This window comes from Allosaccharopolyspora coralli, assembly GCF_009664835.1.
GTDB lineage: Bacteria > Actinomycetota > Actinomycetes > Mycobacteriales > Pseudonocardiaceae > Allosaccharopolyspora > Allosaccharopolyspora coralli.
The window spans coordinates 2,299,045-2,322,160 of sequence record NZ_CP045929.1; the positions used below are offsets into that span (position 1 = coordinate 2,299,045).

General features: G+C 67.8%; 32 protein-coding genes. 15 read left to right on the forward strand and 17 right to left on the reverse strand.

The features are described 5' to 3' along the window. Positions 1-26: 26 nt before the first annotated feature. The 3 genes from GIY23_RS10870 to GIY23_RS10880 form a co-directional block, all read right to left on the reverse strand. Entirely contained in the window at positions 27-377 is a 351-nt protein-coding gene (locus tag GIY23_RS10870) for an arsenate reductase/protein-tyrosine-phosphatase family protein (protein ID WP_267313253.1), read from the reverse strand. 89 nt (positions 378-466) lie between these two features. After that, a complete protein-coding gene (gene arsB, locus GIY23_RS10875) occupies positions 467-1,576 on the reverse strand; it encodes an ACR3 family arsenite efflux transporter (protein WP_154076551.1) in 1,110 nt (369 codons plus the stop codon). After that, a complete protein-coding gene (locus GIY23_RS10880) occupies positions 1,573-1,941 on the reverse strand; it encodes an ArsR/SmtB family transcription factor (protein ID WP_154076552.1) in 369 nt (122 codons plus the stop codon). The genes arsB and GIY23_RS10880 overlap by 4 nt, the downstream gene beginning before the upstream one ends. A gap of 112 nt (positions 1,942-2,053) precedes the next feature. On the opposite strand from GIY23_RS10880, the gene arsM reads away from it, so the two are divergent. The 3 genes from arsM (at position 2,054) to GIY23_RS10895 (ending at position 3,851) form a co-directional block, all read left to right on the forward strand. Further along, positions 2,054-2,809, forward strand: coding sequence for an arsenite methyltransferase (gene arsM / locus GIY23_RS10885; RefSeq protein WP_154076553.1), 756 nt, complete (start codon positions 2,054-2,056; stop codon positions 2,807-2,809). A 68-nt stretch (positions 2,810-2,877) separates the two neighbouring features. Beyond that, entirely contained in the window at positions 2,878-3,138 is a 261-nt protein-coding gene (locus tag GIY23_RS10890; RefSeq protein ID WP_154076554.1) for an alkylmercury lyase, read from the forward strand. Between the two features lie 131 nt (positions 3,139-3,269). Further along, a complete protein-coding gene (locus GIY23_RS10895) occupies positions 3,270-3,851 on the forward strand; it encodes a recombinase family protein (RefSeq protein ID WP_075850066.1) in 582 nt (193 codons plus the stop codon). Positions 3,852-3,879: 28 nt separating this feature from the next. Here GIY23_RS10895 and GIY23_RS10900 read toward each other — a convergent pair whose 3' ends face one another. Next, a complete protein-coding gene (locus GIY23_RS10900) occupies positions 3,880-4,041 on the reverse strand; it encodes a hypothetical protein (RefSeq protein WP_154076555.1) in 162 nt (53 codons plus the stop codon). A gap of 133 nt (positions 4,042-4,174) precedes the next feature. Between GIY23_RS10900 and GIY23_RS23395 the strand changes: the two genes are divergently transcribed. Further along, on the forward strand, positions 4,175-4,360 hold the full coding sequence (locus GIY23_RS23395) for a leucine zipper domain-containing protein (protein ID WP_369822278.1): 186 nt from the start codon (positions 4,175-4,177) through the stop codon (positions 4,358-4,360). On the opposite strand, the gene GIY23_RS10910 is transcribed toward GIY23_RS23395, so the two are convergent. From GIY23_RS10910 to GIY23_RS10935, 6 genes are all read right to left on the reverse strand, one after another. Further along, entirely contained in the window at positions 4,335-5,996 is a 1,662-nt protein-coding gene (locus GIY23_RS10910; protein ID WP_154076556.1) for a multicopper oxidase family protein, read from the reverse strand. The genes GIY23_RS23395 and GIY23_RS10910 overlap by 26 nt on opposite strands. A gap of 120 nt (positions 5,997-6,116) precedes the next feature. Continuing rightward, a complete protein-coding gene (gene lnt / locus GIY23_RS10915; protein WP_075850065.1) occupies positions 6,117-7,676 on the reverse strand; it encodes an apolipoprotein N-acyltransferase in 1,560 nt (519 codons plus the stop codon). A 61-nt stretch (positions 7,677-7,737) separates the two neighbouring features. Beyond that, entirely contained in the window at positions 7,738-8,250 is a 513-nt protein-coding gene (gene lspA, locus GIY23_RS10920; RefSeq protein ID WP_228717522.1) for a signal peptidase II, read from the reverse strand. Next, positions 8,247-10,211 carry a heavy metal translocating P-type ATPase gene (locus GIY23_RS10925; protein ID WP_154075341.1) on the reverse strand — a complete coding sequence of 655 codons (1,965 nt, stop codon included), beginning with the start codon at positions 10,209-10,211 and terminating at the stop codon, positions 8,247-8,249. Before GIY23_RS10925 ends, lspA begins: the two co-directional genes overlap by 4 nt. Beyond that, the gene (locus tag GIY23_RS10930) at positions 10,208-10,606 is read right to left on the reverse strand and encodes an ArsR/SmtB family transcription factor (RefSeq protein WP_075850064.1); all 399 of its coding nucleotides are present in this window, start codon (positions 10,604-10,606) and stop codon (positions 10,208-10,210) included. The genes GIY23_RS10925 and GIY23_RS10930 overlap by 4 nt, the downstream gene beginning before the upstream one ends. A gap of 179 nt (positions 10,607-10,785) precedes the next feature. Next, complete coding sequence (locus tag GIY23_RS10935; RefSeq protein WP_075850063.1) at positions 10,786-11,373, reverse strand: recombinase family protein; 588 nt, start codon at positions 11,371-11,373, stop codon at positions 10,786-10,788. A gap of 290 nt (positions 11,374-11,663) precedes the next feature. Between GIY23_RS10935 and GIY23_RS10940 the strand changes: the two genes are divergently transcribed. From GIY23_RS10940 to GIY23_RS10950, 3 genes are all read left to right on the forward strand, one after another. Continuing rightward, on the forward strand, positions 11,664-12,419 hold the full coding sequence (locus tag GIY23_RS10940) for a GAF and ANTAR domain-containing protein (RefSeq protein ID WP_154075340.1): 756 nt from the start codon (positions 11,664-11,666) through the stop codon (positions 12,417-12,419). Between the two features lie 104 nt (positions 12,420-12,523). Further along, positions 12,524-13,273 carry a GAF and ANTAR domain-containing protein gene (locus GIY23_RS10945; RefSeq protein WP_154075339.1) on the forward strand — a complete coding sequence of 250 codons (750 nt, stop codon included), beginning with the start codon at positions 12,524-12,526 and terminating at the stop codon, positions 13,271-13,273. Positions 13,274-13,306: 33 nt separating this feature from the next. After that, positions 13,307-14,071, forward strand: coding sequence for a GAF and ANTAR domain-containing protein (locus GIY23_RS10950; protein WP_154075338.1), 765 nt, complete (start codon positions 13,307-13,309; stop codon positions 14,069-14,071). A gap of 433 nt (positions 14,072-14,504) precedes the next feature. Here the strand turns inward: GIY23_RS10950 and GIY23_RS10955 are convergent, their stop codons facing one another. Together GIY23_RS10955 and GIY23_RS10960 are read right to left on the reverse strand one after the other, a co-directional pair. Continuing rightward, complete coding sequence (locus GIY23_RS10955; RefSeq protein WP_154076557.1) at positions 14,505-14,777, reverse strand: hypothetical protein; 273 nt, start codon at positions 14,775-14,777, stop codon at positions 14,505-14,507. Positions 14,778-14,862: 85 nt separating this feature from the next. Continuing rightward, entirely contained in the window at positions 14,863-15,165 is a 303-nt protein-coding gene (locus tag GIY23_RS10960; RefSeq protein WP_154076558.1) for a hypothetical protein, read from the reverse strand. Positions 15,166-15,429: 264 nt separating this feature from the next. Between GIY23_RS10960 and GIY23_RS10965 the strand changes: the two genes are divergently transcribed. The 4 genes from GIY23_RS10965 to GIY23_RS22640 all read left to right on the forward strand — a co-directional run bounded on the left by GIY23_RS10965 (position 15,430) and on the right by GIY23_RS22640 (position 17,161). After that, positions 15,430-15,831 carry a hypothetical protein gene (locus tag GIY23_RS10965; protein ID WP_154076559.1) on the forward strand — a complete coding sequence of 134 codons (402 nt, stop codon included), beginning with the start codon at positions 15,430-15,432 and terminating at the stop codon, positions 15,829-15,831. Between the two features lie 225 nt (positions 15,832-16,056). Then, a complete protein-coding gene (locus tag GIY23_RS10970) occupies positions 16,057-16,260 on the forward strand; it encodes a cold-shock protein (protein WP_154075332.1) in 204 nt (67 codons plus the stop codon). A gap of 347 nt (positions 16,261-16,607) precedes the next feature. Then, a complete protein-coding gene (locus tag GIY23_RS10975; protein WP_154075333.1) occupies positions 16,608-16,985 on the forward strand; it encodes an STAS domain-containing protein in 378 nt (125 codons plus the stop codon). Then, the gene (locus GIY23_RS22640) at positions 16,985-17,161 is read left to right on the forward strand and encodes a hypothetical protein (protein WP_187352008.1); all 177 of its coding nucleotides are present in this window, start codon (positions 16,985-16,987) and stop codon (positions 17,159-17,161) included. The genes GIY23_RS10975 and GIY23_RS22640 overlap by 1 nt, the downstream gene beginning before the upstream one ends. 181 nt (positions 17,162-17,342) lie before the next feature. Here the strand turns inward: GIY23_RS22640 and GIY23_RS23290 are convergent, their stop codons facing one another. Continuing rightward, complete coding sequence (locus GIY23_RS23290) at positions 17,343-17,453, reverse strand: VOC family protein (protein WP_323847493.1); 111 nt, start codon at positions 17,451-17,453, stop codon at positions 17,343-17,345. A 604-nt stretch (positions 17,454-18,057) separates the two neighbouring features. Continuing rightward, positions 18,058-18,702, reverse strand: coding sequence for a TetR/AcrR family transcriptional regulator (locus GIY23_RS10985; protein ID WP_154076560.1), 645 nt, complete (start codon positions 18,700-18,702; stop codon positions 18,058-18,060). A gap of 118 nt (positions 18,703-18,820) precedes the next feature. On the opposite strand from GIY23_RS10985, the gene GIY23_RS10990 reads away from it, so the two are divergent. Further along, on the forward strand, positions 18,821-19,666 hold the full coding sequence (locus tag GIY23_RS10990) for an SDR family oxidoreductase (RefSeq protein WP_222850282.1): 846 nt from the start codon (positions 18,821-18,823) through the stop codon (positions 19,664-19,666). Then, on the forward strand, positions 19,663-20,772 hold the full coding sequence (locus tag GIY23_RS10995; RefSeq protein WP_154076562.1) for an MBL fold metallo-hydrolase: 1,110 nt from the start codon (positions 19,663-19,665) through the stop codon (positions 20,770-20,772). Before GIY23_RS10990 ends, GIY23_RS10995 begins: the two co-directional genes overlap by 4 nt. A 72-nt stretch (positions 20,773-20,844) precedes the next feature. On the opposite strand, the gene GIY23_RS11000 is transcribed toward GIY23_RS10995, so the two are convergent. After that, positions 20,845-21,243 carry a type II toxin-antitoxin system VapC family toxin gene (locus GIY23_RS11000; protein ID WP_154076563.1) on the reverse strand — a complete coding sequence of 133 codons (399 nt, stop codon included), beginning with the start codon at positions 21,241-21,243 and terminating at the stop codon, positions 20,845-20,847. Continuing rightward, complete coding sequence (locus GIY23_RS11005) at positions 21,240-21,437, reverse strand: type II toxin-antitoxin system VapB family antitoxin (RefSeq protein WP_154076564.1); 198 nt, start codon at positions 21,435-21,437, stop codon at positions 21,240-21,242. Before GIY23_RS11005 ends, GIY23_RS11000 begins: the two co-directional genes overlap by 4 nt. Positions 21,438-21,812: 375 nt before the next feature. Between GIY23_RS11005 and GIY23_RS23215 the strand changes: the two genes are divergently transcribed. Both GIY23_RS23215 and GIY23_RS23220 read left to right on the forward strand, forming a co-directional pair. Beyond that, complete coding sequence (locus GIY23_RS23215) at positions 21,813-22,280, forward strand: pyridoxal-phosphate dependent enzyme (RefSeq protein ID WP_267313241.1); 468 nt, start codon at positions 21,813-21,815, stop codon at positions 22,278-22,280. Beyond that, positions 22,277-22,630, forward strand: coding sequence for a pyridoxal-phosphate dependent enzyme (locus GIY23_RS23220; protein WP_267313242.1), 354 nt, complete (start codon positions 22,277-22,279; stop codon positions 22,628-22,630). Before GIY23_RS23215 ends, GIY23_RS23220 begins: the two co-directional genes overlap by 4 nt. A 36-nt stretch (positions 22,631-22,666) precedes the next feature. On the opposite strand, the gene GIY23_RS11015 is transcribed toward GIY23_RS23220, so the two are convergent. Further along, the gene (locus GIY23_RS11015) at positions 22,667-22,882 is read right to left on the reverse strand and encodes a Tn3 family transposase (RefSeq protein ID WP_267313243.1); all 216 of its coding nucleotides are present in this window, start codon (positions 22,880-22,882) and stop codon (positions 22,667-22,669) included. Positions 22,883-23,116 lie beyond the last annotated feature (234 nt).

Below are 23,116 nucleotides of genomic sequence, written 5' to 3' on the forward strand. Positions count from 1 at the left end.
CTGCCCGGCCTGCGCGCAGGCCGGTATCAGGTGGTGGGGACCAACTCGGCGAGCAGGCTGCGCACGCGGGTGTCGATGTCGTCGCGGATGGGGCGGATGGCCTCAGCGGACTGGCCGGCGGGGTCGTCAAGTTGCCAGTCGAGGTAGCGCTTGCCCGGGAACACCGGACACGCGTCTCCGCAGCCCATGGTGATGACCACGTCGGAGGCCTCGACCGATTCGGTGGTCAGCTTCTTCGGGAATTCCTGGGAGACGTCGATGCCCAACTCGTTCATGACCTCGACGACGGCGGGGTTGACCTCACTGGCGGGGGTGGATCCGGCCGAGCGCACGGCCACGCGACCTTGGGCGTGGTGGGCCAGCAGGGCGGCGGCCATCTGGGAGCGTCCGGCGTTGTGCACGCAGACGAACAGCACCTCGGGAGTGGAAGACACGGAATGCTCCTTGGCACGCTTGATCGTGGAGGTTACTGCCGCTCGGACACGCTGGCAGCGGTCACTGACGTGCTGGGGTTGGGCGCGAACCAGCGGCGTGCGGCCAGCGACACGTAGACCAGTCCGACGAGTACCGGAACCTCGATGAGCGGGCCGACCACGCCGGCCAGGGCTTGGCCACTGGTGACGCCGAAGGTGGCGATCGCGACGGCGATGGCCAGTTCGAAGTTGTTGCCGGCGGCGGTGAACGCCAAGGTGGTCGAGCGCTCGTAGGACATCCGCAGGCCCTTGCCCAGAGCGAACGTGCCCGCCCACATGATCACGAAGTAGGCCAGCAGCGGCAGCGCGATGCGGGCGACGTCGAGGGGCTGGCTGGTGATCGCGTCTCCTTGCAGGGAGAACAGCACGACGATGGTGAACAGCAGCCCGTACGGTGCGATCGGGCCGATCTTGGGCAGGAACCGCGTCTCGTACCACTGGCGGCCCTTGGCGCGCTCCCCGAACCGGCGGGATAGGTAGCCGGCGATCAGGGGGATGCCGAGGAAGATCAGCACGGATTGGGCGATCTGCCAGGCGGAGACGTCGAGGCCGACCTGGGCCAATCCGAGCCAGCCGGGTAGGACGTTGAGGTAGAACCAGCCGAGTCCGGCGAAGGCCAGGACTTGGAAGACCGAGTTCAGCGCCACGAGCACGGCAGCGGCCTCGCGGTCGCCGCAGGCGAGGTCGTTCCAGATGATGACCATGGCGATGCAGCGGGCCAGCCCGACGATGATCAGTCCCGTGCGGTACTCGGGAAGGTCGGGCAGGAAAGTCCAGGCCAGCGCGAACATCACCGCCGGGCCGGCGATCCAGTTGACCAGCAGTGAGGACACCAGCAGTCGTTTGTCGCTGGTGACGGTATCCAGCCGGTCGTAGCGGACCTTGGCCAGCACCGGATACATCATCACCAGCAACCCGATGAAGATCGGCAGCGATACCCCGGAGACCACGTGCAGCGAGTTCAACGCGGTGTTCAGCCCGGGGATGAACCGCCCGGCCAGCAGACCGAGCACCATGGCCGCCCCGATCCAGACCGGCAGGAATCGGTCGAACCGGGACATGTTCGCCGCAACAGCTCGTTCCGCGGGTGCTGTCTGCGTCATGCCGGCACCACCCCGTGCTCGGCCGGTACGAGTAGTTCGGACAGTACGGTCAGCATCTCGGTGCGCACCCGGTAGTAGATCCACGTGCCGCGGCGGTCGCCGGTGATGACGCCGGCTTCGCGCAGCACCTTGAGGTGGTGCGAGATCGTCGGTCCGGACAGCTCGAACGCGTCGGTCAGGTCGCACACGCAGGCCTCGCCGCCGGCGTGCGAGGCGATCAGCGACAGCAGGCGCAGCCGCACCGGCTCACCAATCGCCTTGAACACCCGCGCCAACTCAACCGACTGGTCCTCGCTCAAGGGTTGGCGCATCACCGGCGAGCAGCACAACACCTGCTCCCGATCTTCTTCCTGCTGTTTCGACATACCTCTATGTTGACAAGCATCGATCCAAGGCGCAACCTTGTCTCGACAGGAATCAATACAGCCGGGTCAGCGCCTCGGCGAGCTGCCCTGGATGAGATCGAGGGATGCGATCATGAGTGACCAATCCGCTAACCTGCGCGAGACCGTGCGGGCCAGCTACGCCGCCGCGGCCACCGCCGTCACCGACGGCGAATCCGCCAGCTGCTGTTCCGACCAGCCGGTCGAGATCGACGAGAACTTCGGCGCCGGCCTCTACGCGGAGACCGAGCGTGCCGACCTACCGGCCGAGGCCACCGCGGCCTCCCTCGGGTGCGGCAACCCCACCGCCGTGGCCGAACTGAACGCCGGAGAACGGGTGCTCGACCTCGGTTCCGGTGGCGGGATCGACGTGCTGCTCTCCGCCCGCCGCGTCGGGCCCACCGGCAAGGCCTACGGCCTGGACATGACCGAGGAAATGCTCGCCCTCGCCCTGGACAACGCCGCCCAGGCCGGCGTTTCCCACGTCGAATTTCTCAAGGGCAGCATCGAAGCCATCCCCCTGCCAGCGAACACCATCGACGTGGTCATCTCCAACTGCGTGATCAACCTGTCCGTGGACAAACCCACGGTGTTCGCCGAAACCGCCCGCGTGCTCACCCCCGGTGGACGCATCGGCATCAGCGACATCATCGCCGACAACGAGCTCACCCCCGCCCAACGCGCCGAACGCGGCAACTACGTCGGCTGCATCGCCGGCGCCCTCTCGTTCACCGAATACCGCGAGGGCCTGCGTGCCGCCGGGTTCACCGACATCGACATCACCCCGACCCACACGGTCGCCGACCGGATGCACTCCGCCATCATCCGCGCCCACACTCCGGCCACATAGCGCCCCGCACCACCCGCAGGTCCCCTCGCCAGCCGTTCCCCGACCGGCACGTCAGGAAGGCAGGCGCCGTGAATGACACCGTCACCATCGAGCTCCGGTACGTGCCGGACTGCCCCCTCGTTGGCCAGGCCCGCGCAACACTGCGGTCCGCACTTGCTCGGGCCGAAACCACCGCCCACGTGGAGGAACGCGTGGGTGACTATCCCTCGCCGACACTGGCCATCAACGGCCGCGACGCGCTGGGGCACCCGCTGGAAACCCACGAGTGTTGCCGCCTCGACCTACCGACCGAGCCCCAGATCCTCGACGCGCTGCAACCACCCCAGTAGATCCGAGATCTCACAAACGAACGTTCACGAGACATTGCAAGCCGTCGAGTGTTTTCGCAGGTCGGGTCTGTAACGCAACCCGTGTCCGCGCCACCGTCACGCTGTCGGGCCTTCGCAATACGGTCCGGGCCATGCGGATCGGCTACGGACGAGTCTCCACCCGCGACCAGCACCCCGAAGCCCAGCACGACGTGCTGACTGCGGCAGGCTGCGACGAGGTCTTCGTCGACAAGGCCTCCGGCACGCTCGCGCGCCGACCGGAACTGGAGAAAGCGCTACTGGCGGCCAACCGCACCGGCGACCAGCTCGTGGTCACCAAGCTCGACCGACTCGGCCGGTCGCTGGAGCACCTCATCGAGCTGTCCAACCAGCTGCAAGCCAAGCACGTCGATCTGGTCGTGCTCAACCAGGGCATCGACACCTCCACCGCCATCGGCCGCATATTCTTCCAGATCCTCGGGTCCATCGCCGAGTTCGAGCACGCCCTGATGTCCGAACGCACCATCGACGGACTCTCGGCAGCACGGGCGCGGGGCCGCACCGGCGGACAGAAACCCAAGCTCGGCCCTCGGCAGGTCAAGCTGACCCGCCAGATGTACGACGAAACCGACGACGACGGCAAACGCCGCTACACCGTCGCCCAGATCGCCGCCGAGTTCGGCGTCACCCGCCCCACCATCTACCGCCACCTCGGCAGCAACGCAGACAGCTGATCCGCTAACGGAGGATCCTGTACCACTGCTACTCAGACCCCATGAACAGGTGGATCACCAGTGACGCGGCGCTGGCACCCGAGGGCGACAACCGGTGCCCGGTGTGGCCGGTGCGACGCCACAGGACGAGGGTGCGCACAGCAACGGCGAGAATGGACGCCCCGAACAAGCACAGCACTGCCACGGGCATGGGGCTCACTCCTGCTGAATCGCGTCGAGGGTCTGGTGACCGCAGCGTGGCGATGACAGTGAGCGTGCCGCCGCAGGTAATGGAGGCGTCGGCGAGGTTGAAGGTGGGCCACCGGCCGGTGTGCAGGTAGTCGGTGCCCGTCCCGTCGACGCTGCGTCGATGTGCTTCGAAGTGGGCCCATCGCTACCGCCGGCATGGCGAACTTGGCTTGATCGAGCGGTCGTCGACGCCGCACCGGCACCCTGTGGGCCTCGCTTTCGTCGAACTCCGGCAAGTACGACACGCCCCCGTGCTCAGGGATTGTCCATGTAGGACATGATCCCGGCCATGCCGGTGGCGAGGTGGTAGGCCATGTGGCAGTGGACGAGCCATTGGCCGGGGTTGTCGGCGGTGAAGTCCATGCTGACGCGTTGGCCGGGGGCGACGACGAGGGTGTCTTTGCGGGTGCCGTTGCGGATCGGGGTGTGTGGGGGGTTGGGGTGGCGCTGGCTGCGGATACCTCCGGTGGCGCGGACCGTGCCGGTGTGGCCGTGCAGGTGCATGGGGTGATACATCGGGGTCGGGTTGACCATGGTCATGCGCACCCGTTGCCCTTCGCGGATCGGCATGGGGGTGACGTCGGCGAAGGGCTTGCGGTGGTTGTAGGTCTCGCCGTTGATGCGCCAGTGGAACCCGCGCATCGAGCCGATGAGCTGCAGGGGGTGGGTCACCTCCGGACTGCGGTCGTCGGCCTGGGCTGCGGGCGCGGCGTGCAGGTCGGAGAGCTTGAGCAGGCGGCCGGCCAGTTCGGTGGGGGTCGCATCGGGTGCCGGGGTGGGTCCGCTTCCGGTGCGGACAACTCCGAGTGCCTGAGCTCCGTGACCTTCGGCGACAGCGGCCAGGGGGAAGGCGCCGTCGTCAAGGTCGACAAGGAGGTCGTAGCGCTCGCCGGAGGCGATGTGCAGGGTGTCGACGGTGACCGGCTGGACGGGGAAACCATCGGTGTGGGTCACGGTCAGCCTATGGCCGCCGAGGGCGAGCCGGAACACCGAGGTGCCGCCGGCGTTGATCACCCGGATGCGGGCGCGCTGGCCCGGTTTGGCGCGAAACGTCTGCGGCGCAGTGGGCAACCTGCCGTTGAGCAGATAGAAGGGGAACTGCACGCTGGCGGCCATCAACGACGCCGGGGACATGGGAGGGGCCTCGGGCGGTAGGTCGGTCAGCCCAGGCGGAACTTGGTACTGCCACGCCTCCGAGACGTCCGAGATCTGCCCGGCTTGTACGGGAGTCCGGTATTTCGGGGTCATACCACCCTTGCGCAGGGTGGACAGGACTTTGTCGGGACTGGCGGCGACGTCATTGAGCCAGTCGTCGAGCACCACGACGAACTCGACGTCGTAGTCACCGGGCTCACGGGGATCATCAATGATCAGCGGCGCGTACAGGCCGCGTTCCCGCTGCAGACCCACGTGGGGGTGCAGCCAGTAGGTGCCGGGATCCGGCGCGGTGAAGGTGTAGCGCATGCGCTGCCCGGCCGGGATGGGCTCCTGAGTGAGGTTGGGGACCCCGTCCATGTCGTTGCGCAGCCGCAACCCGTGCCAGTGCACCGTGGTGCGCTCGGGCAGCCGGTTACTGACCTCGACGGCGAGCTGCTCACCGGCGGTGCAGCGGATGACCGGCCCCGGGATCTGCCCGTTGTAGGCCCACGTACGCACTATGCGCCCACCGAGGTCCACCTCGGTGGGCTCGGCGGTCAACGAAGCCCGGACGGTGCGACCGGATCCCGCCGCACGCCGGGCCTGCTCGCGACGCTGCACCGCCTCCGAGGAGGCCGATATCCGCGCCGGCGTCGGTACCGAGGCCGGCGTGCCCGAGGCCAACGCCAGCCACCCCACCCCGCCGGTCGAGGCCGCAGCGCCTACCAAACCGGCCGCACCCAGCAGCAGGTTGCGGCGGCTCGTCTCGTTGGGCACCATCCTTGCGTCTCCTTGTCTCACGAGGAGGCAGGGCGCACGACTGGCAGGCACCGCCGCTGGCGGCGTGGTCCTGTGTTCGAGTGCGCCTGCCGGGTGCTGATCACTGTGTGCCGGCTGTGCTCAGTTCTCGGCGTCGGGGTTGTGGTGGGGGTTGTGTCGACGTCGTTCGGGGCGGCGCAGCGTGGCGAGGAGTGCGGCGGCCCCGAGACTGGTGGTGATCCATTTCGGTAGGGAGCCGAGCCTTGTGGCCGGGGTGGTGGTTGAGCGCAGCGGCATTTGTTGGATGAGCAGGTCGGCGGTGTACTGCCGGCTTTGCTCGGCAACAGTGCCGTCGGGACGGATGATCGCACTGACCCCGCTGGTGGAGGCGACAACGACCGAGCGACTGTGCTCGACAGCACGCAGCCGAGCCATGGCCAGCTGCTGATAGGTCATCTCGCTGCGCCCGAACCACGCGTTGTTCGTGGGCACGGCCAGCAGTTCGGCACCGCCGCGCACGCCTTCGGTCAGCACCGAGTCGTAGGCGACCTCGTAGCAGATCGCGAAGCCCACTCGCGTCGTGCCCATGTCGAAGAGGCCCGGGCTCGTCCCCGGGGTCATGTCTCGCGAGAACTGTTTGACGAATGGGGTGACGGCCGAGGCGAGCTCGCGTAGAGGGATGGTCTCGGAGAACGGGACGAGGTGCTGCTTGACGTACTCGTCGGTGGCGCCCAGAGCCGGGTCCCAGCGGATCACGCGGTTGCTGATGGCGCCGTTGGCCTCACGGGTGATACCGCCGACCGCTATGGGCCCGCCGAGTTGGTCGGCGATCCGATCCAGCGCGGGGTCGCTGCGTGAGGGGCCCCAGACGTTCGAGGATTCGGGAAAGATGACGAGGTCCGGTCGGGGGAGCCGCCCGGAGCGCACCCCTTGGACCAGCTTGGTGGCCTGCTGGATGTGGTTGGCGCGGAGCAGCTCGTTCTTGCCCATCAGGCCGATGCCGATGTTGGGAGCGCCGCCCTGGACGATGGCGACGGTGGCTGTTCCCGCACTGGGTGCGGTATCGAGGGTGGACATGCTCGCCAGCCCGGCGGTGATCGGCAACGCGGTGAGGGTGGCTGCCGATACCGCCGGCCACGGCCTCTCCCGGATCCCGTCCCGCAGGTGTCGCGTCAGCGCGGCCAGTCCGCACCCGGACAGCATCACCCCGAAGGTCACCAGCGCGGCCCCGCCGAAAGAAGCCAGCGGCCCGAACGCGCCTTCCGGTTGGGTGAAGGCCAGCCGTCCCCAGGGGAATCCGCCGTAGGGGGCGTGCGAGCGCAGGGTTTCAGTCGCGACCAGGACCGCGGCCATCCAGATCGCAGCGCCGGGCAGGCGGCTGACACGGGCCATGCCCGCGCCGGCGAGACCGAAGAACACTGCTTCGATGGTGACCACGCCGAACCACGGCCACACCCCGAATTCCTCGCCGACGGTGTCGTAGAGCCAGCTCAGCAGGGGCAGCAGGTAGGCGAGGCCGAACAGGAAGCCATACCCGAAGCCACCTCGGGCACGCCGGTGGTGCAGCGCGAGCGCGAACAGGGCCACACCCAGCGGTGCCAGCCACCACAGGTGGTGTGGAGGAGCACTGGCGTAGACGGTCAGGCCACCGGCGATCGCACCCAGCGCCCTCAGACCGGTGGCGGCACATGATGGGCGCAACCGCCGGGTGTGTTTGTCTGCCCGAGAAGGCTCTGGAAGGGGGTGCGGAGCGCTGCGCGGATCACGACGCACCGGATTCACTCCTGTCTGGCGATGGGGACGTGGTGCGCAGCGAGGCAAGGACCAGCAACGCCCCACCACCGGTGATGAATACATCGGCGAGGTTGAAGGTGGGAAACCAGCCGGTGTGCAGGTAGTCGGTGACCGCGCCGTCGACGCCGCGGTCGATGAGGTTGGCGACGGCTCCGGCCGGCACCGCGGCCAGACCGAGCCGCATGATCAGGCTCCCGGTGCGGGCCGCCCGCCAGGCGTAGACCGCGAGGGCTGCGGTGATCAGTGCAGTGGCGGTGAACACGATCCAGGCGGGCAGGGTCGCGCCGAGGCTGAAGGCCACGCCGGGGTTGTAGGCCAGCCGCAGCTGCAGCAGTCCGATATCGATCGAGTGGCCGTCGGTCAACGCTTGGGCGGCCCACGTTTTGATCCCCAGGTCCCCGCCAGCCAGCAGCACGGCCCCGGTGGCCAGGGTGGCCCGGCGCCGGGCCACCCTCACCACCGGGGTTTCGGTGCGGGTCACGCCGAGGCTCCCACTGTCGTAGTAGGCCGCACTGCCGCGGGCTTCCCGCCGGGCAGCGGCTTGGCGCGGCCGGCCCGGACGCCGTTGGCGATGACCACGACCTCGGCCACCTCGTGCACCAGCACCACCGCCGCCAGCCCGAGGATGCCGAACAGGGCCAGGGGCATCAGCACCGTGATGATCGCCAGGGACAGTCCGACGTTTTGCAGCATGATCCGCCGGGCGCGTCGGGCGTGGTCGAGGGTGTGCGGCAGGTGCCGCAGGTCCTCGCCCATGAGCGCGACATCAGCGGTTTCGATGGCCACGTCGGTGCCCATCGCGCCCATGGCGATGCCCAGGTCGGCGGTGGCCAGGGCCGGGGCGTCGTTGACACCGTCACCGACCATCGCCATCGATCGCTGGTGGCCCAGCTCGCCGACGATGCGGGCCTTGTCCTCCGGCCGCAGTTCGGCATGCACCGAGTCGATGCCCGCCTCGGCGGCCAGTGCGGCGGCGGTGGCCTGGTTGTCGCCGGTGAGCATGGCGACGTGATAGCCACCCGAGTGCAGCCGGGTGATCACCTCGCGCGCTTCGGGGCGGAGTTCGTCGCGCACGGCGATGGCGCCGATCACCTGTCCGTCGTCCTCGACGAGCACCGCGGTGGCCCCGCTGTGCTGCATCCGCTCGACGTCGCCAGCCAACGGGCTGGAGTCCAGCCAGCCCGGGCGCCCGAGCCGCGCGGTGCGTCCGTCGACCTGCCCGGTCAGCCCGGCGCCGGTGACGGCCTCGACGTCGGTCGCCGAGGCGATGTCGCCGTCGACGGCGGCGAGGATCGCTCGTGCGAGGGGGTGTTCGCTGCGGGCTTCCAGCGCCGCGGCCAGTCCCAGCACCCGCTCCCGCGAAATCCCGTCGGTGGTGGCGACGTCGACCACGCTCGGCTGGTTGCGGGTCAGCGTGCCGGTCTTGTCCAGCGCCACCCCCCGCACACGTCCCAGTCCTTCCAGCGCGGCACCGCCCTTGACCAGCACGCCAATCTTGCTGGCCGCGCCGATGGCAGCGACCACCGTCACGGGGATGGAGATCGCCAGCGCGCAGGGCGAGGCGGCCACGAGCACCACCAGGGCGCGTTCGATCCACGTCGCCGGGTCGCCGAGCAGGCTGCCGATGCCGGCGATGAGGGCGCCGGCGATCATGACGCCGGGCACCAGGGGTTTGGCGATGCGGTCGGCCAGGCGCTGGCTGGCGCCCTTGCGGGACTGCTCGGCCTCCACGATCCGCACGATCCGCGCCAGAGAGTTGTCCTCGGCAGTCGTGGTGACCTCGATTTCGAGCACCCCGGTGCCGTTGATCGACCCAGCGAACACCTCGCTGCCGGGACCGGCCTCGACGGGCACGGACTCGCCGGTGATCGCGGAGGTGTCCAGCGCGGTGCGGCCGGTGCGGATGACGCCGTCGGTGGCGATGCGTTCGCCGGGCTTGACCACCATCCGGTCTCCGACGCGGAGCTCGGACGGGGCCACCACGACCTCGCTGCCGTCGCGCAGCACGGTGGCCTCATCGGGCACCAGCGACAACAACGCGCGCAGGCCCCGGCGGGTCCGCGCGAGGGAGTATTCCTCCAGGCCCTCGCTGATGGAGTACAGGAAGGCCAGCATCGCGGCCTCGCCGACCTCACCCAGGATGACCGCGCCGATGGCCGCGATCGTCATCAGCGTGCCGACACCGATCTTGCCCTTGGCCAGCCGCTTCAGTGTGGAGGGCACGAACGTGTAGGCACCGGCGACCAGAGCCAAGGACTTGAGGATCAGCGCCAGCATCGGCGCCGCGCCTGCCCACTCCGTCGCGTATCCGGCGATCAGCAGCACCCCGGCGACGGCCGCGGCGCGCAGTTCGGTGACTTGCCAGAGCCGTTCCGGCTCGTGTTCTTCGGCTTCCTCGCCGGTGCGGGGCTCGTCGCTGCCGCAGCCGCAAGCATCGCTCATCGCACGATCTCCTCGTTCTGGGGCTCGCCGGTGGTGTCGGTGCCGTAGTTCGGGCACAACGAAACCGCGTTGCCGGTCGCGGCCAGCAGCGTCTCGGCAGAGGCCAGTAGGTCCAGCAACTCCGGGCGGGTCAGGCTGTAGAACACCTGCCGCCCTTGCGGGCGGCCCACGACCAGCCCGCAGTCACGCAGGCACGCCACGTGGGCTGACACCGTCGACTGCGCCAGTCCCAGTTCGGCGACCAAGTCCGCGACGCGGGCCTCACCGGAGGCCAGACGCTGCACGATCGCCACCCGCGCGGCATCGGACAGGCTGTGGAACAACGCCACCGCCGGATCCAGGTTCGCGCCCGGCGGGTTCGACGCCAGGCACCTCTCCGTGCTATTCATCGTCATATCCCGATGATAGCAGTTCCGTGCGATGCAATCGAGGTGTTGCGATGTTGATGAACCGGGTCGAGACCGCGCTGATCAACTCCCCGCCGCGGCGGTGGCTGCAGCGCTACTAGGGGTAGCCGTAGTACTCGCCGAAAATCGGGCGGATATGAGGTCTGGGCTGCTGATCGGGCATGGCTTCACTCCGCCTGGGACGACTGGCCGCGCTGGAGTGTGCGGTAGACGGTCGGCCGGGAGACGGAGAACAGCTCGGTGAGGTCGGTGATCGTGTAGTCGCCACTGTCATGCATGCGCCTCAGTTCGGTCTGCTGCTTCGGCGAGAGCTTGGGTTGCTTGCCGCGCAGCTTTCCCTTCGCCTTCGCCACGGCCATGCCTTCGCGGGTGCGCATGCGTAGGAGGTCGACTTCGAATTCGGCGAAGGTGGCCAGGATGTTGAAGAACATCTTGCCCATGGGGTCGGCCGGGTCGTAGACCTGTCCGCCCAACGACAGCGCGACGCCGCGCTCGGCGAGGTCGTCGCCGATGGCGCGGGCGTCCGGCACCGACCGGGCCAGCCGATCGAGCTTGGGCACCACGAGGGTGTCGCCAGTTCGGACGGCGGCCAGGGCCTGATCGAGCCCGGGCCGCGTTCTCTTGGTGCCGGTGAGTCCGTGGTCGAGATAGATCCGGTCGGCGTCCACGCCGAGTTCGGCCAGGCGCTGGCGTTGGGCGGTGAGGTCTTGCTCGTCGGTGGAGCAGCGGGCGTAGCCAACCAGGGTGCCGGACATGATCGGCAGTGTAACGGTTAGCCACCCCTCAGTGAGAGTTTCACCGTACCAGGTATCTGAGACAACCCTGGTCAGCGGAACGCCAGCTCGTGGCTTCGTCTCGCGTCAGTATCGGCCGGGCGGTGCTGTCTCAGTGGGGGTTCCGCTTGCGTACGTAAGCACCGCATCCCGGCGGGAGCTTGCGGCTCTGGGCACTACAGCGAGGTTTGACACAATTGGGGGTAGGAAGCTGGTGCAGTGCGTTCAGCAGGGTGCGGACGAACCAGACGTAGCGAGAGTGAGGTCTGGTGATGGTGCACGGCCAGGAGGATCCGGCGGGCGCGCCGGATTTGGTGCAAGTGCTGTCGGCGGCGGCCCAGCAGATGACGGGTTCGCAGGAGGCGAGTGAGGCCGAGACGGTGGCGTGGATCGTGGCCGCGGCCGTGGGCACGGTGCCTGGCGCCGAGTACGCGGGGGTCTCGCTGCTGCAATCCGATGGGGAGATCATCTCGCAGGCGGTCAGCCACGACACCGTGTCGGCTATCGACCAGGCGCAGGCGAGCTATCGGGAGGGCCCGTGCGTGACGGCGTTGTGGGACGAGCACACCGTCGCCGTTGACGATATGGCCTCTGCGGCCGAGCGGTGGCCGTGGTTCGGTCCGGCCGCGGTCGAGGCCGGGGTGGGCAGCATGCTCTCGTTCCAGCTGTTCGCGCGGGAGAACTCGTTGGGCGCGTTGAACCTGTATGCCAGCAGCCCGCACGGCTTCAGCGACGATTCCCGGGTGCTGGGTGGGTTGTTCGCGACGCATGCATCCTCCGCGTTGGGGCAGGCCCAGCACACGGGTCAGCTGAATCAAGCCCTGGCCAGCCGGGATGTGATCGGGCAGGCCAAGGGCATACTCATGGAACGATTCGGTCTTGATGCCGAGCAGGCCTTTGCGATGTTGGTGCAGTCCTCGCAGCAGACAAACCTGAAACTGCTCGCCGTGGCACAGTGGTTGACCGGCAGTAATCCCGGACCCAATCCGGAGCATGACAGCCCCGCTCCCGGGGAACACACACAGTAGGTCGCCTGCGTTCCCGGGAGCGTGGACCGGCCGAGGTTGTGCCCGTTCAGACCCAGGTGCGGGCACAACCGCCCGCACCGAGCGCTCGAGGAGTGGAGCAGAGGATGAGTGAGCAGCGGCGCCAGGCGCTCGAGGCGCTGCTGGCCACCGACGCCGAGCAGCAGCCCGGGGCCTCGCGGATGAGTCTGCTCTGCGGGCGGTGTGTCTCCGAGCTGGGCGTTTCCGGGGCCGGGGCCACGGTGTTGACCCACCTCAGCGACGGCGACGGCGACGGGGATGGGCAGGCCACCCGCCGCGGGTTGGTCCACGCGAGCAACGACGTCAGCGCCGGATTGGAAGATCTGCAGCTGACCGTGGGTGAGGGCCCGTGTCTGGACACGTTCACCACCGGGGGACCGGTGCTCGTCGACGACCTGGCCCAGGCGCACCAGCGGTGGCCGGCCTTCGCCGAGCAGGCCCACACGTTGGGGGCTGCGGCGGTGTTCTCCTTCCCACTGCAGGTCGGGGTGATCCGGCTGGGATCGCTGGACTGCTACCGCGACGCCACGGGCCCGTTGGGTCAGGCGGCGATCACTGATGCGTTGATCCTGGCGGATCTGGCCACCCACACGATCATGACCGAACTGGACGGGCACGCCACCGACGACGTGAGCTGGCTGGCCGACCCGCACGCCGAGATCCACCAAGCCTCGGGCATGGTCCGGATCCAACTCGGGTCGAGCACCGAGGCGGCGCTGCTGCGGATGCGCGCCCACGCCTACACCCACGAACTCGCCCTGACCGACGTCGCCCGCCACATCGTGGCCCGCGAACTGCGGTTTTCCGCCGACACCGACCCGGACCCGCTGTCCTGAGCAGCGCGAGCACGAGCGAAAGGCCCCCGTGTGATGAGCACCGAAGAACAGCAGCACCTCGCCGACACCTTCGTGTCCCTGGCCGACACGCTCGTCGACGACTTCGACCTGCTGGACTTCCTCGGTCTCCTGGCCGAGAAGGCCAGCCAGCACCTCAACGTCGCCGCGGCCGGAGTGATCCTGTCCGACCAGCGCGGCGGCTGGCACCCCACCGCCACCTCACACGAGACACCCGAGCTCGTGGCGCTGTTCACCGCCCAAACCTATGCCGGGCCGTGCCAGGAATGCGTCCGCACCGGCAGCACGGTCGCCATCCCGAACCTGGCCGACCACGGCCAACGCTGGCCCGCCTTCGCCGAGCACGCCACCCAGGCCGGCTACCAGGCCGCCGCCGCGGTGCCGATGCGGTCCCACCGCAAGATCATCGGCAGCCTGACCCTACTCAACACCACCCCCGACGGGGTGGACGAGGCAAGCCTGCAACTGGGCCAATCCCTAGCTGACATGGCCACCATCGGACTGCTGCAACAACCCGCCCTCCACCGCGGCGACCTGCTGGCCGAACAACTCCAAGCCGTCCTGCACCACCGCGTCGTGCTCGAACAAGCCAAAGGCACCCTGGCCGAACACGGCCAACTCCCCCCACACACCGCCTACGTGCTGCTGCGCGACTACGCCCGCGGCCAGGGCCAACACCTGTCCGCACTCGCCCGCCACATCGCCACCACCACCAACATGGACGCACTCGAGGCGATCCTGGCCCAACCCCACACCCCGCACACCAGCCCCGACGCCTGAACCCACCCCGTCGACCGGCGTACCACTGCGGCGGATCCCCTTTCGGACGTTCGGCGAGGCTTCGTCTGCGGCCACGTGGTTCGGCTCAGCACAGATAGTGGACGATGCGTGGCGCTCGCCGTCGACTCGACACCGCGACCGGAGGCACCTTCATCGCTCGGAATCGGCTTCGCCACCCAACGCTGACCCGGCACAAGGCCCGTGTCACAGCAGGATCCTTCGTGAGACGACTGGCGGATCGAGGACGGCAAAGCTCCGCGAGTGAAGGGTCGCTGACCAAAGCGACGGCCGTGCACACGAGTTCGAGCAGCTCGGCTGTCCGAACTCCTCTGCACTCACGGGCGAAACCCCAGGTCGCTCGTGCAGTCGACTTCGGAAACTGACAGACGACGCAAGGTGTCTGCAAACGACCAATTCCAGACGTCAGTCGGAGTCAGCCGGTGACGCAGTCGGCGAATCCCTCGCGTGCGGCCAGCGCAGCGAACGCCGCGGGGTCGCCGTCGAGATGGTGCACGGTGGCCAGGTCCGCGTTCAGCTCGTCGGCGAGCACGTCGAGCTGATCGCGCACCGCGCGCACCGCCTCATGCGCATCGCCGCCGGTGACCGTGCAAGCGAGCCGATCATCGCCAGACTCGCCCACCTCGACGGTCACGGTGGCCTGCCACAACCCCAGCGGCGATTGCGTGTACTCAGCGGTGACCGCCACCGGCGTGCCGGTCGCGATCGCACAGGGAGAACCACGAGGGCAGCGGCAGCGGCGTCATGGAGCCGTCAGTCCTGATCGCAGTGCGTCACTGGGGCGGCGAGAGTCTCGGCGGTGGCAAGCATGTGCCGGCCGGCGGGTTGCAGGTCGAGCTGGGGGCCAGCAGGCCGGTGGCCACGCGTTCGAGCACTCCCCATTCCCAGATGGCCGTGGCATCACAGCCGGTGCGTGCAGCGAGCCACTGGGCACGGGCGTGGGGATCACCCTGCAGCAACGCGACGGGGTCTTCGCGCATGAGGACGCCCAGGTCGTATTCGGGCTCGGCGAGCAGCCCTTCTGGATCGATGAGTTTGAACCCACCTGCGGGTCGGGTGTTTGGTGCAGGTTCCACTGCTGCACATCGCCGTGCACGAGGGTGCCCAAGATGGTCGGCCCCGGCCGATGCGTGATCTCTCCGGCGCTCTCAGGGCGTTTGTCGATCATGAAGAAGCCGAGACAGAACCGCATGCTTGGTGAAACTATCGTTTCACCAAAGAATGGTGTTTTTCCTGGTGACCGTGACGGTAGGCTGACGTCGCTGGGTTCGTTGTGTCGTGCTGGCTGTGTTTGTGCTGGTCACGGGGCTGTGGTGGTGCTTTCGCGGAGAGGGGTGGGGATGCCGGAGCCGTTTCGGGTCACGCGGGAGCGGTTGCGTCGGCTGTTGGGCGAGGTCGAGGGTGCCGCCCCGGAGCAGGGTGTGGCGGCGGAGCGGTTGGCGGTGGTGCGTCAGGTCCGCGAGGGGCTGGACCTGTTCGAGGCGGATGCGTTGGTGGCCGCGCGGCAGGCGGGGCTGGACTGGGCCGAGATCGGGGCCGCGTTGGGCATGAGCGGGCAGGCCGCCGGTAAGCGGGCGCGGCAGCGCTATCAGCTCACCGATCCCCGCACCGACCGGGACACCGGTCGGCCCCGCACCCGGGGCACATACCGTCCCCGCACACCCCGCAACGCCGACGGCGACATCACCGCCAACCGACTGACCCTGCCCATCCGGCCGATCCAAGGTTCTGAGCTGCGGTGACGGCAAAACTTACATTTTTGACATATCTTGCTCTGCCGCACGGTGTAGAGTGCATGGTGGTCGTTGTATTTCTGGGTTCGTGTTTTGCGCATGCTCGCAGGATGTTGATGCGGGCGAGCTTCTTTCTTTGGTTGCAGCTGGAGTGGAGTCGCCGTCTGAAGACTCGGCCCGGGCTTCCGCACGGTGTGGTTGCCCGTCATTCCCCAGCTCCCGAAGGAGACAGACATGACCAACGGAACCGTGAAGTGGTTCAACTCGGAAAAGGGCTTCGGCTTCATCGCCCCGAACGAGGGCGGCCCGGACGTGTTCGTGCACTACTCGGCCATTGACGCCTCCGGCTTCCGCACCCTCGAGGAGGACCAGCAGGTGGCCTACGACGTCAGCCAGGGCCCCAAGGGCCTGCAGGCCGACACCGTGCGCGCGGTCTGAGACTCCGCTGAGTTTCTTCCCGGGCCGCACCGCGTGGTGCGGGCCGGGGACGGCGGTTTCACCCCGGCATAGCTCCCGTACTCGCCACTTTGCGGTGCGGTTGAGGCAGGCCGAACCGATCTAGTCCCGCAGCACGCTCGTCGCCGTGACGACGCTGCCCGCCACTGGGCGCGCAACGAAGCGGCTGGCTGCAGCCTGCTGCAACACCAGTTCCTCTCTCTTCCGGTTGAGCCGAGCGCGTTTCCACGGGCCGGGTTCCCGGAACCCTTGTTTCTGCCTGCGGCCTGCAGCGGCAACTCTCTGCGTTGCGCCAGTCCACAGGATCCTTCGACGTGCATTGGAGCCCGATGCGGGTTAACTACAGCCTGATCACGACCCTGCCCACAGTGTTCACAGTGGATGGTGACCTCGCCGGCGAGGGAGTCGCCCTGCTGGCGGAGCGGCTCTGGCCGCATGTGCTGACCGGACCACCGGCAACGCTCGTGGACCTGGCCCTGGCCACCACCATCGATGCCGCCGGGCTCGACCTCCTGGTCGCCGCACACGCCTACACGGCCCATCGCCGCATCCCTCTTCGCATCGTCAACGCGGCGCCCCGAGTGCTCCGCGTGCTGCATGCGGCCGGAGTGAGCGCGCTCCCGGCCCACAACCCCCGCGCTGAGTTCGCGACCACCACGGCCACGACCCCGGCACTGCAGCAGAACGCCGCGGTGGTGTCGGCTTGATGCGGCACTGCCGCCACGTCGCGCGGACGTTGTCCGATGATGCTTGGCAGATCACCGATGCCGAAGGCCAGCACACGGCGCGCATCGCCGGCACCGAACACGATGCGATCGCCCGCGCCCACCACCAGCTCGCCGCCTACGGCGGAGGACACGTGTCCCTCACCGACGCCGACTGACCACCGCCCCCAACCACTGGCCGCACACGTGAAGCCCACGGGTGCGACCGAGGGCATCAGACCTCCCGAAAGGACCTTCCTGTGAACCTCTCCACCTCCCTCCGCCCGGCATTCAACCCCATCAGCCACGGCAACAAGATCCGGGCCGGATCACTAACGGAGGATCCTGTTCCGCTGCTACTCAGACCCCGTGATCATGGTCGGCGACGAATCCCAACTGGTCCACGTAGAACGCCTTCGCACGGTCGACATCGGTGACCGGCACGGCGACAAGCTCAAGCTTCATGTCCATGGATGGACTGTAGGACCAGGGTCCGACACCCCGACGCCTCAGCGCTCGGTCTCGGGGCGTGTCGCAGCGCTGTGTCACCGATCAAGGTCAGCGACACGGCTGCGTCCTACGAGCGCGCATAAGCGGGATTATGCGCGGTAATCGATGGTCCGGTTTGTCTGGATCTACGCCGTAAGGTTTGGTGTCAAACGTTAAAACGTGACGATACGAAATTCTGGTTTCGGAACATCGACGGCCGCGGAACTATGTCGTGACCGCCGAACCGATGTGGATCACTCAACACGGGCCGCCGGAGTACTCCTCGAAATCGGCGGATGCGGGGAAGCTGGGCTGATGACCGGGCAGAGTGTCACTCCCCCGTGGCGACTGGCCGCGCTGGACGGTGCGTGCGGTAAGGGGGTTGGGCGGGATGCAGAGAACAGCTCGGTGAAGTCAGTGATCGTGTAGTCGCCGCTGGCGTGTATGCGCCGCACGTCGGTCTGCTGCTCGGGGCTGGGCTGGGCTGTTGCCGCGCAGCTTGCCCTCGGCCTTCGGGACGGCCACGCCGTGCGGTTGGGGTTCTCCGTGAGATCGTGCTCGGCTCGCCTGTTCGACAGGTCGAGGTCTACTCGGTTGGCGGGGTGAGGCGGTGTCTGGCTCCGGTGAACAGGGTGACGCACGCCTGCACGAGCTCAGCCGGCTGCCGGGTCGTTCCGTCGAGCAGCCAGTCGACCAGCACATGGTTGACGCCGCCGACGAGTGCGACCGCGGTGAGCCGCTGCTGCGATGTGGGTTCGCTGTGGCCCAACCACACGCCTGTCACGAGGTCGGCGAAGTCGTGGAGCACGGTGTGTCTGCGGGTTTCCAGTTGCGGTGAGACTCCGACGACCTCGATGAGCACGATTTGGGCGCGTCGGGTGTCGGTGGTGAGGAAGCCGACGAACGCCGACAGTCCCCGTTCGATGACGACGTCAAGATCGTCGGGATCTGGTGCTGCCTCGATCGCCGCGAGCGTTTCGGCCCGCATCTGTGCCGCGAGCTCGTCGTAGGTGGCCAGCAGGGCGGCTTCTCTGTCCGGGAAGGATTCGTAGAAGTACCGCTGGGTCAGCCCCGCCTTGTCGCAGATCTGTTTGACGGAGGTGTTGCGGTAGCCGGAACCCGCGAACAGGTCCGTCGCCGCTTCGAGTATGACAGCGCGACGCTGGCGTACCCGCTCGTCCGGGGCGAGGCCGGCGTACCGCCGCCCCTCGTTGGCGTTCGCTTGCGTCACAGGTTGCCCTTTCGTTGCCCCGCGAGGTGCTCTATCGTCCCATCTGACACGACTTCGTGTCACTTGGAGTGTTGAGTCGACGAGGAGTCCGGTGCCGAAACCACCAGCGGGACAGGTCGTGGCCGTGACCGGCGGCGCACACGGGATCGGCCGCGAGATTGCGAGGCAGCTCGCGGCAGCGGGCGCGCGTGTCGCCATCGGTGACCGCGACCTCGATGCAGCCCTCACCACCGCCGAAGAGCTGACTGGCGAGCGGCATGACGACGTCGCAGCGTTCGAACTCGACGTCACCGACACGACCGCGTTCTCGGCCTTCCTTGCCGCGGTCGAGCACCGGTGGGGACCGATCGACGTGCTGGTCAACAACGCTGGGGTGATGTGGGTCGGCCCGTTCGAGGCCGAGTCGGATACGGCTGCTCAGCGCCAGGTCGACGTCAACCTGCACGGGGTGATCCGGGGCGTGAAGCTGATGGCACCGGCCATGCGCGAGCGCGGCCACGGGCAGATCATCACGATGGCTTCCGGCGCGTCCAAGCTCGCGCCGGCGGGCGAAGCTACCTACGCGGCCACCAAGCACGCCGTGTACGGCTACCTCAACGCGGTGCGCACCGAGTTGCACGGCAGCGGGGTCCGCCTGTCGGTGATCATGCCAGCAGTGGTGGAGACCGAGCTCGCGGTGGGTACCGCAACCGGCCCAGTGCGCAGGCTCGTGGCCGCCGACGTGGCCAAGGCCGTGCTCGACGTCGTCCGACGACCGCGTTTCGAGGTGACCGTGCCCTATCGGGTGGGGCTGGTCGCCCGGCTTGCAGCAGTGCTGCCCGATCCGGCGCGGTTCCGCCTCCTGCGCGCGGTCGTGCCCAACCAGGTTACCGGTGTCACGGACAGAGCTATCCGCGCGACCTATGAGAACCGTTCCCTGACCGACCCCAGTCCGACCGTCGAGCAGCGAGGAGCCCCAGAATGACCGCCACCGCACAACCGACAGCGCAGGCCGTCCGGCCGATTCCGGAGTTCGCGGGCGTGCACGACGTATGGCCGCGCGGCAAGCGGCTGGAAGCGGTGCGCTCGGCCGCCGAGACCTACCGCGAGCGGTTCGTCACCCAGGGCACCGTCAACGCGATCAAGAGCGTCGACATCGCGGCTGCTCCCTACCCGTCGCGCTACGCCTTCCAGAACTTCAACCTCTCGGTCAACCCGATGATCTCCATCATCAACCGGATGTTCGTGATCCAGTTCGAGGGTTTCGACGGGCAGCTCAAGACACTGGTGTGGGAGCCGACGGTGGCGGCCGGTTCGGCCGAGGCACCGTTCTACGCCCAGCTGCAGAAGATGGCCGGAGAGTTCCTCACCAACAAGGTCTTCGCCAAGTACTACAACGACCCGGACCACGTACTGCCGAACCTGGGACTGGCCAACGCCGACGTCGACTACCTCAGCTTCGATCACCTCCACGTGCAGGACGTGCGCATGATCATGGGCAGCGACACGGTCATCCCCGGCGAACGGACTCCGCGCGAGCCGCTGTTCGCCAACTCCAGGTTGCTGGTGCACCGCAAGGAGCTCGGCACGCTGGAGTCGATGCACCCGATGCAGTGGGCCTGGTACGTCGACGGCGGCCTCGACGGTGTCCCCGCCGACCGGCTGGAGGTCTTCGACGGCGACGTCGAGCTCGGTGTCGGCGTGAGTCTGCTGTGGACACCGGGCCACACCGACGGGAACCATTCGCTGGTGGTCAACACCCCCGATGGCGTGTGGGTGTCCTCGGAGAACGGCATGGCCGCAGACAGCTGGCAGCCCGAACTGTCCACCATCCCCGGCGTCAAGCAGCAGGCGCGCTTCTTCGGCCAGGAAGTCGTGCTCAACGCCAACACGCTCGAGGACTCGCTGGACCAGTACGACTCGATGGTCAAGGAAAAGACCATGGCGTCTCGCTCGCCACGCGACAGCCGCTGGCTGCAGATCATCCCGTCGTCTGAATGTGCCGCGTGGAAGCGACAGTGGCCCGTCGTGCCGACCTTCACCCACGGAGGCCTGAACTACGGCACCATCACCACACCCCCGCGCCACTGAGGCCGCCCAGTGCCCGCCGACGGGGTCAGCTGGCGACGGCGTCCGTAAGCGGATCCGTATGCCTACGATCGCTCAGTGGGTTTCCGGGTCCGAGAGTTGGTGAGAAGAGGGCTGGAAGTCCAGCTCCATGCGTGCTGTGACGTTCAACAGACGCTTGTCCCTGGTCCACAACCTCGCGTCAGGGGTCAGCCTGCTTGCGGCGAGAAGCTGGGCATCGACGTAGCCGATTCCTGCGCCATACAGCGCTTCTCGATCGATCAGCTTCAGCACCTCGTCCTCGTCGGCCACCGAGGCCCGCGGGAGACCGCGCAGTAGCCCGATGACCTCGTCACGGTGACGCAGGTTGCCCAACCCGATTTCTCCGGTGACCCACGGGTGCCCCAGTATCGCGTTGTTATCGAGCAGCCGTGACAGTTCTGCGTCTCCGGAGCGAAAGTGGTCGATCCAGATGGAGGTGTCGACCAGGATCACTGCGGCTGAGTCCGACGGCGGGGTACGTCAGCGAGCGAAGGCTCGGTGCCGCCTAGTCGCGCCAACCGGCGGGCGCTTTCTCGTTCGATCAGAGCACGCAGCGCCTCGCGCACCAGGGCGGTCTTCTCTGATGTGCCGGTAAGACGCTGCGCCTCCGTCAGAAGGTCGTCGTCCAGGGCAAGGGTTGTACGCATGAATGTCTCCTTTCAAGCATCAGTATAGCCATCAAATGATGCTTCTGGAGATGCCACGCGAACGACATGCGGACCCGGTTACGTACGTAAGGCATTCGGGCTGAGCCGTTCCCTCTCGGCACCCGCGCAGATGAGCGTACCGGCGCTGACAGCGACCGCCGTGCGTTGCCTCAACTGCCGCATTGCTGCCTGTTAGGCTGCGCCGTCGTGCCAGAGACGCGCCTCGACACTGCTCGGATTCGGCAGCTCGCCAGGTCATCGACCCAGTGTTCCTCGACACCCCGCTGTACCGCTGCGAGATGCTGGAGCCCGAACTCGGGTGCATGGTGAGTATCAAGCTCGAAACAGCGAACCCGGTCCGCAGCTTCAAGGGTCGTGGCACTGAGCTGGTCGCGGACCAAGCTCGCCGCCAACGGCTCGCACGCCGTGGTCTGTGCGAGCGCGGGTAACCTCGGCCAAGCCCTCGCATGGTCCGGTCGCTGCCGGGGACTCGACGTCACCGTGTGGGCCTCCCGCTTCGCGCCCGAGAGCAAGCTGGAGCGGATTCGCCACTTCGGCGCCAGGGTCGAGCTGGTGGACGCCGACTTCGACACGGCTCGAGAGCGGGCCGCAGCCGCTGCACACGCTGACGGCATCCGGCTCGTCGAGGACAGCCTGGACATCGAGACCTGCGAAGGAGCGGCGACCATCGGCCTGGAACTGGTCGAGGGTGCACGGTCGCTCGACGTCGTCCTGATCGCGCTCGGCGGCGGAGCGATGGCCACCGGAGTGGGGCATGTGGTGAAGGCCCTGGCGCCCGAAGTCGAGGTGATCTGCGCCCACCGGCGGGTGCGCCAGCGATGACGCGCTCGTACCGTCAGCGGCACGTCGTCACGACCGACTCGGCCCACACCATCGCCGACGGCGTCGCGGGCCGTCGGCCAATCCCGGCCGCCCTCAACGACCTCCTGCTGGTCGCCGACGACGCCGTCCTGGTCCAAGAGTCCTCGATTCTCGCCGGCATGCGAATGCTGCTCCACCACGCTGGCGTCGTCGTCGAACCCTCGGCCGCGCTGGGTATCGCGGCGATCCTTGAAGACCGCGACCGTTTCGCCGGCCGTCACGTCGCCATCATGTGCGGCAGCAACGTCAACATGGACGCCTACCACCACTGGATAGGCGCGACGCCCACCGGCGGTGAGGGTCTCGCGTGACGATCCGCTTGCGGACGGGTCTTTGCGGTCTGGCGCTCAGCAGAGGGTGTCGCCTTCGCGCAGCGGTCGGTAGCCGGTGGGGCCGAGTTGGGCGAGCTCGCCGTCGACGGCGCCGAAGAAGTTGATGTTTTCGATGTGCGCTGGGGAAATTTTGGCCAGGACCTCGTCGCCGATGCGGCGTCCGGAGCGGCGCATCGAGGCCACCGCCAGGCCGTAGTACTCAGTCGTCCAGGTCGAGACGGCGTTGGTCACCAGTGTCAGACACCAAGCTTGCTCGGTCTGCTGCTCGAGATTGCGGGGGATGGTGTCCTCGTGCGCGTAGAGCAGGTCCCGCTTTCAAGGCGTGCAATGACTCGCCCTCGTCGAACTGCTGGGAGATCTTGCACCGGTGCTGGGTCGGACAGTAGCTAGCGTAGATCGTTCTGCGTCGTGCTCCGTACTCCTCGAGTGCTGCGACCGGGTCGGGTTCGATGCGAGAGCTTGCGA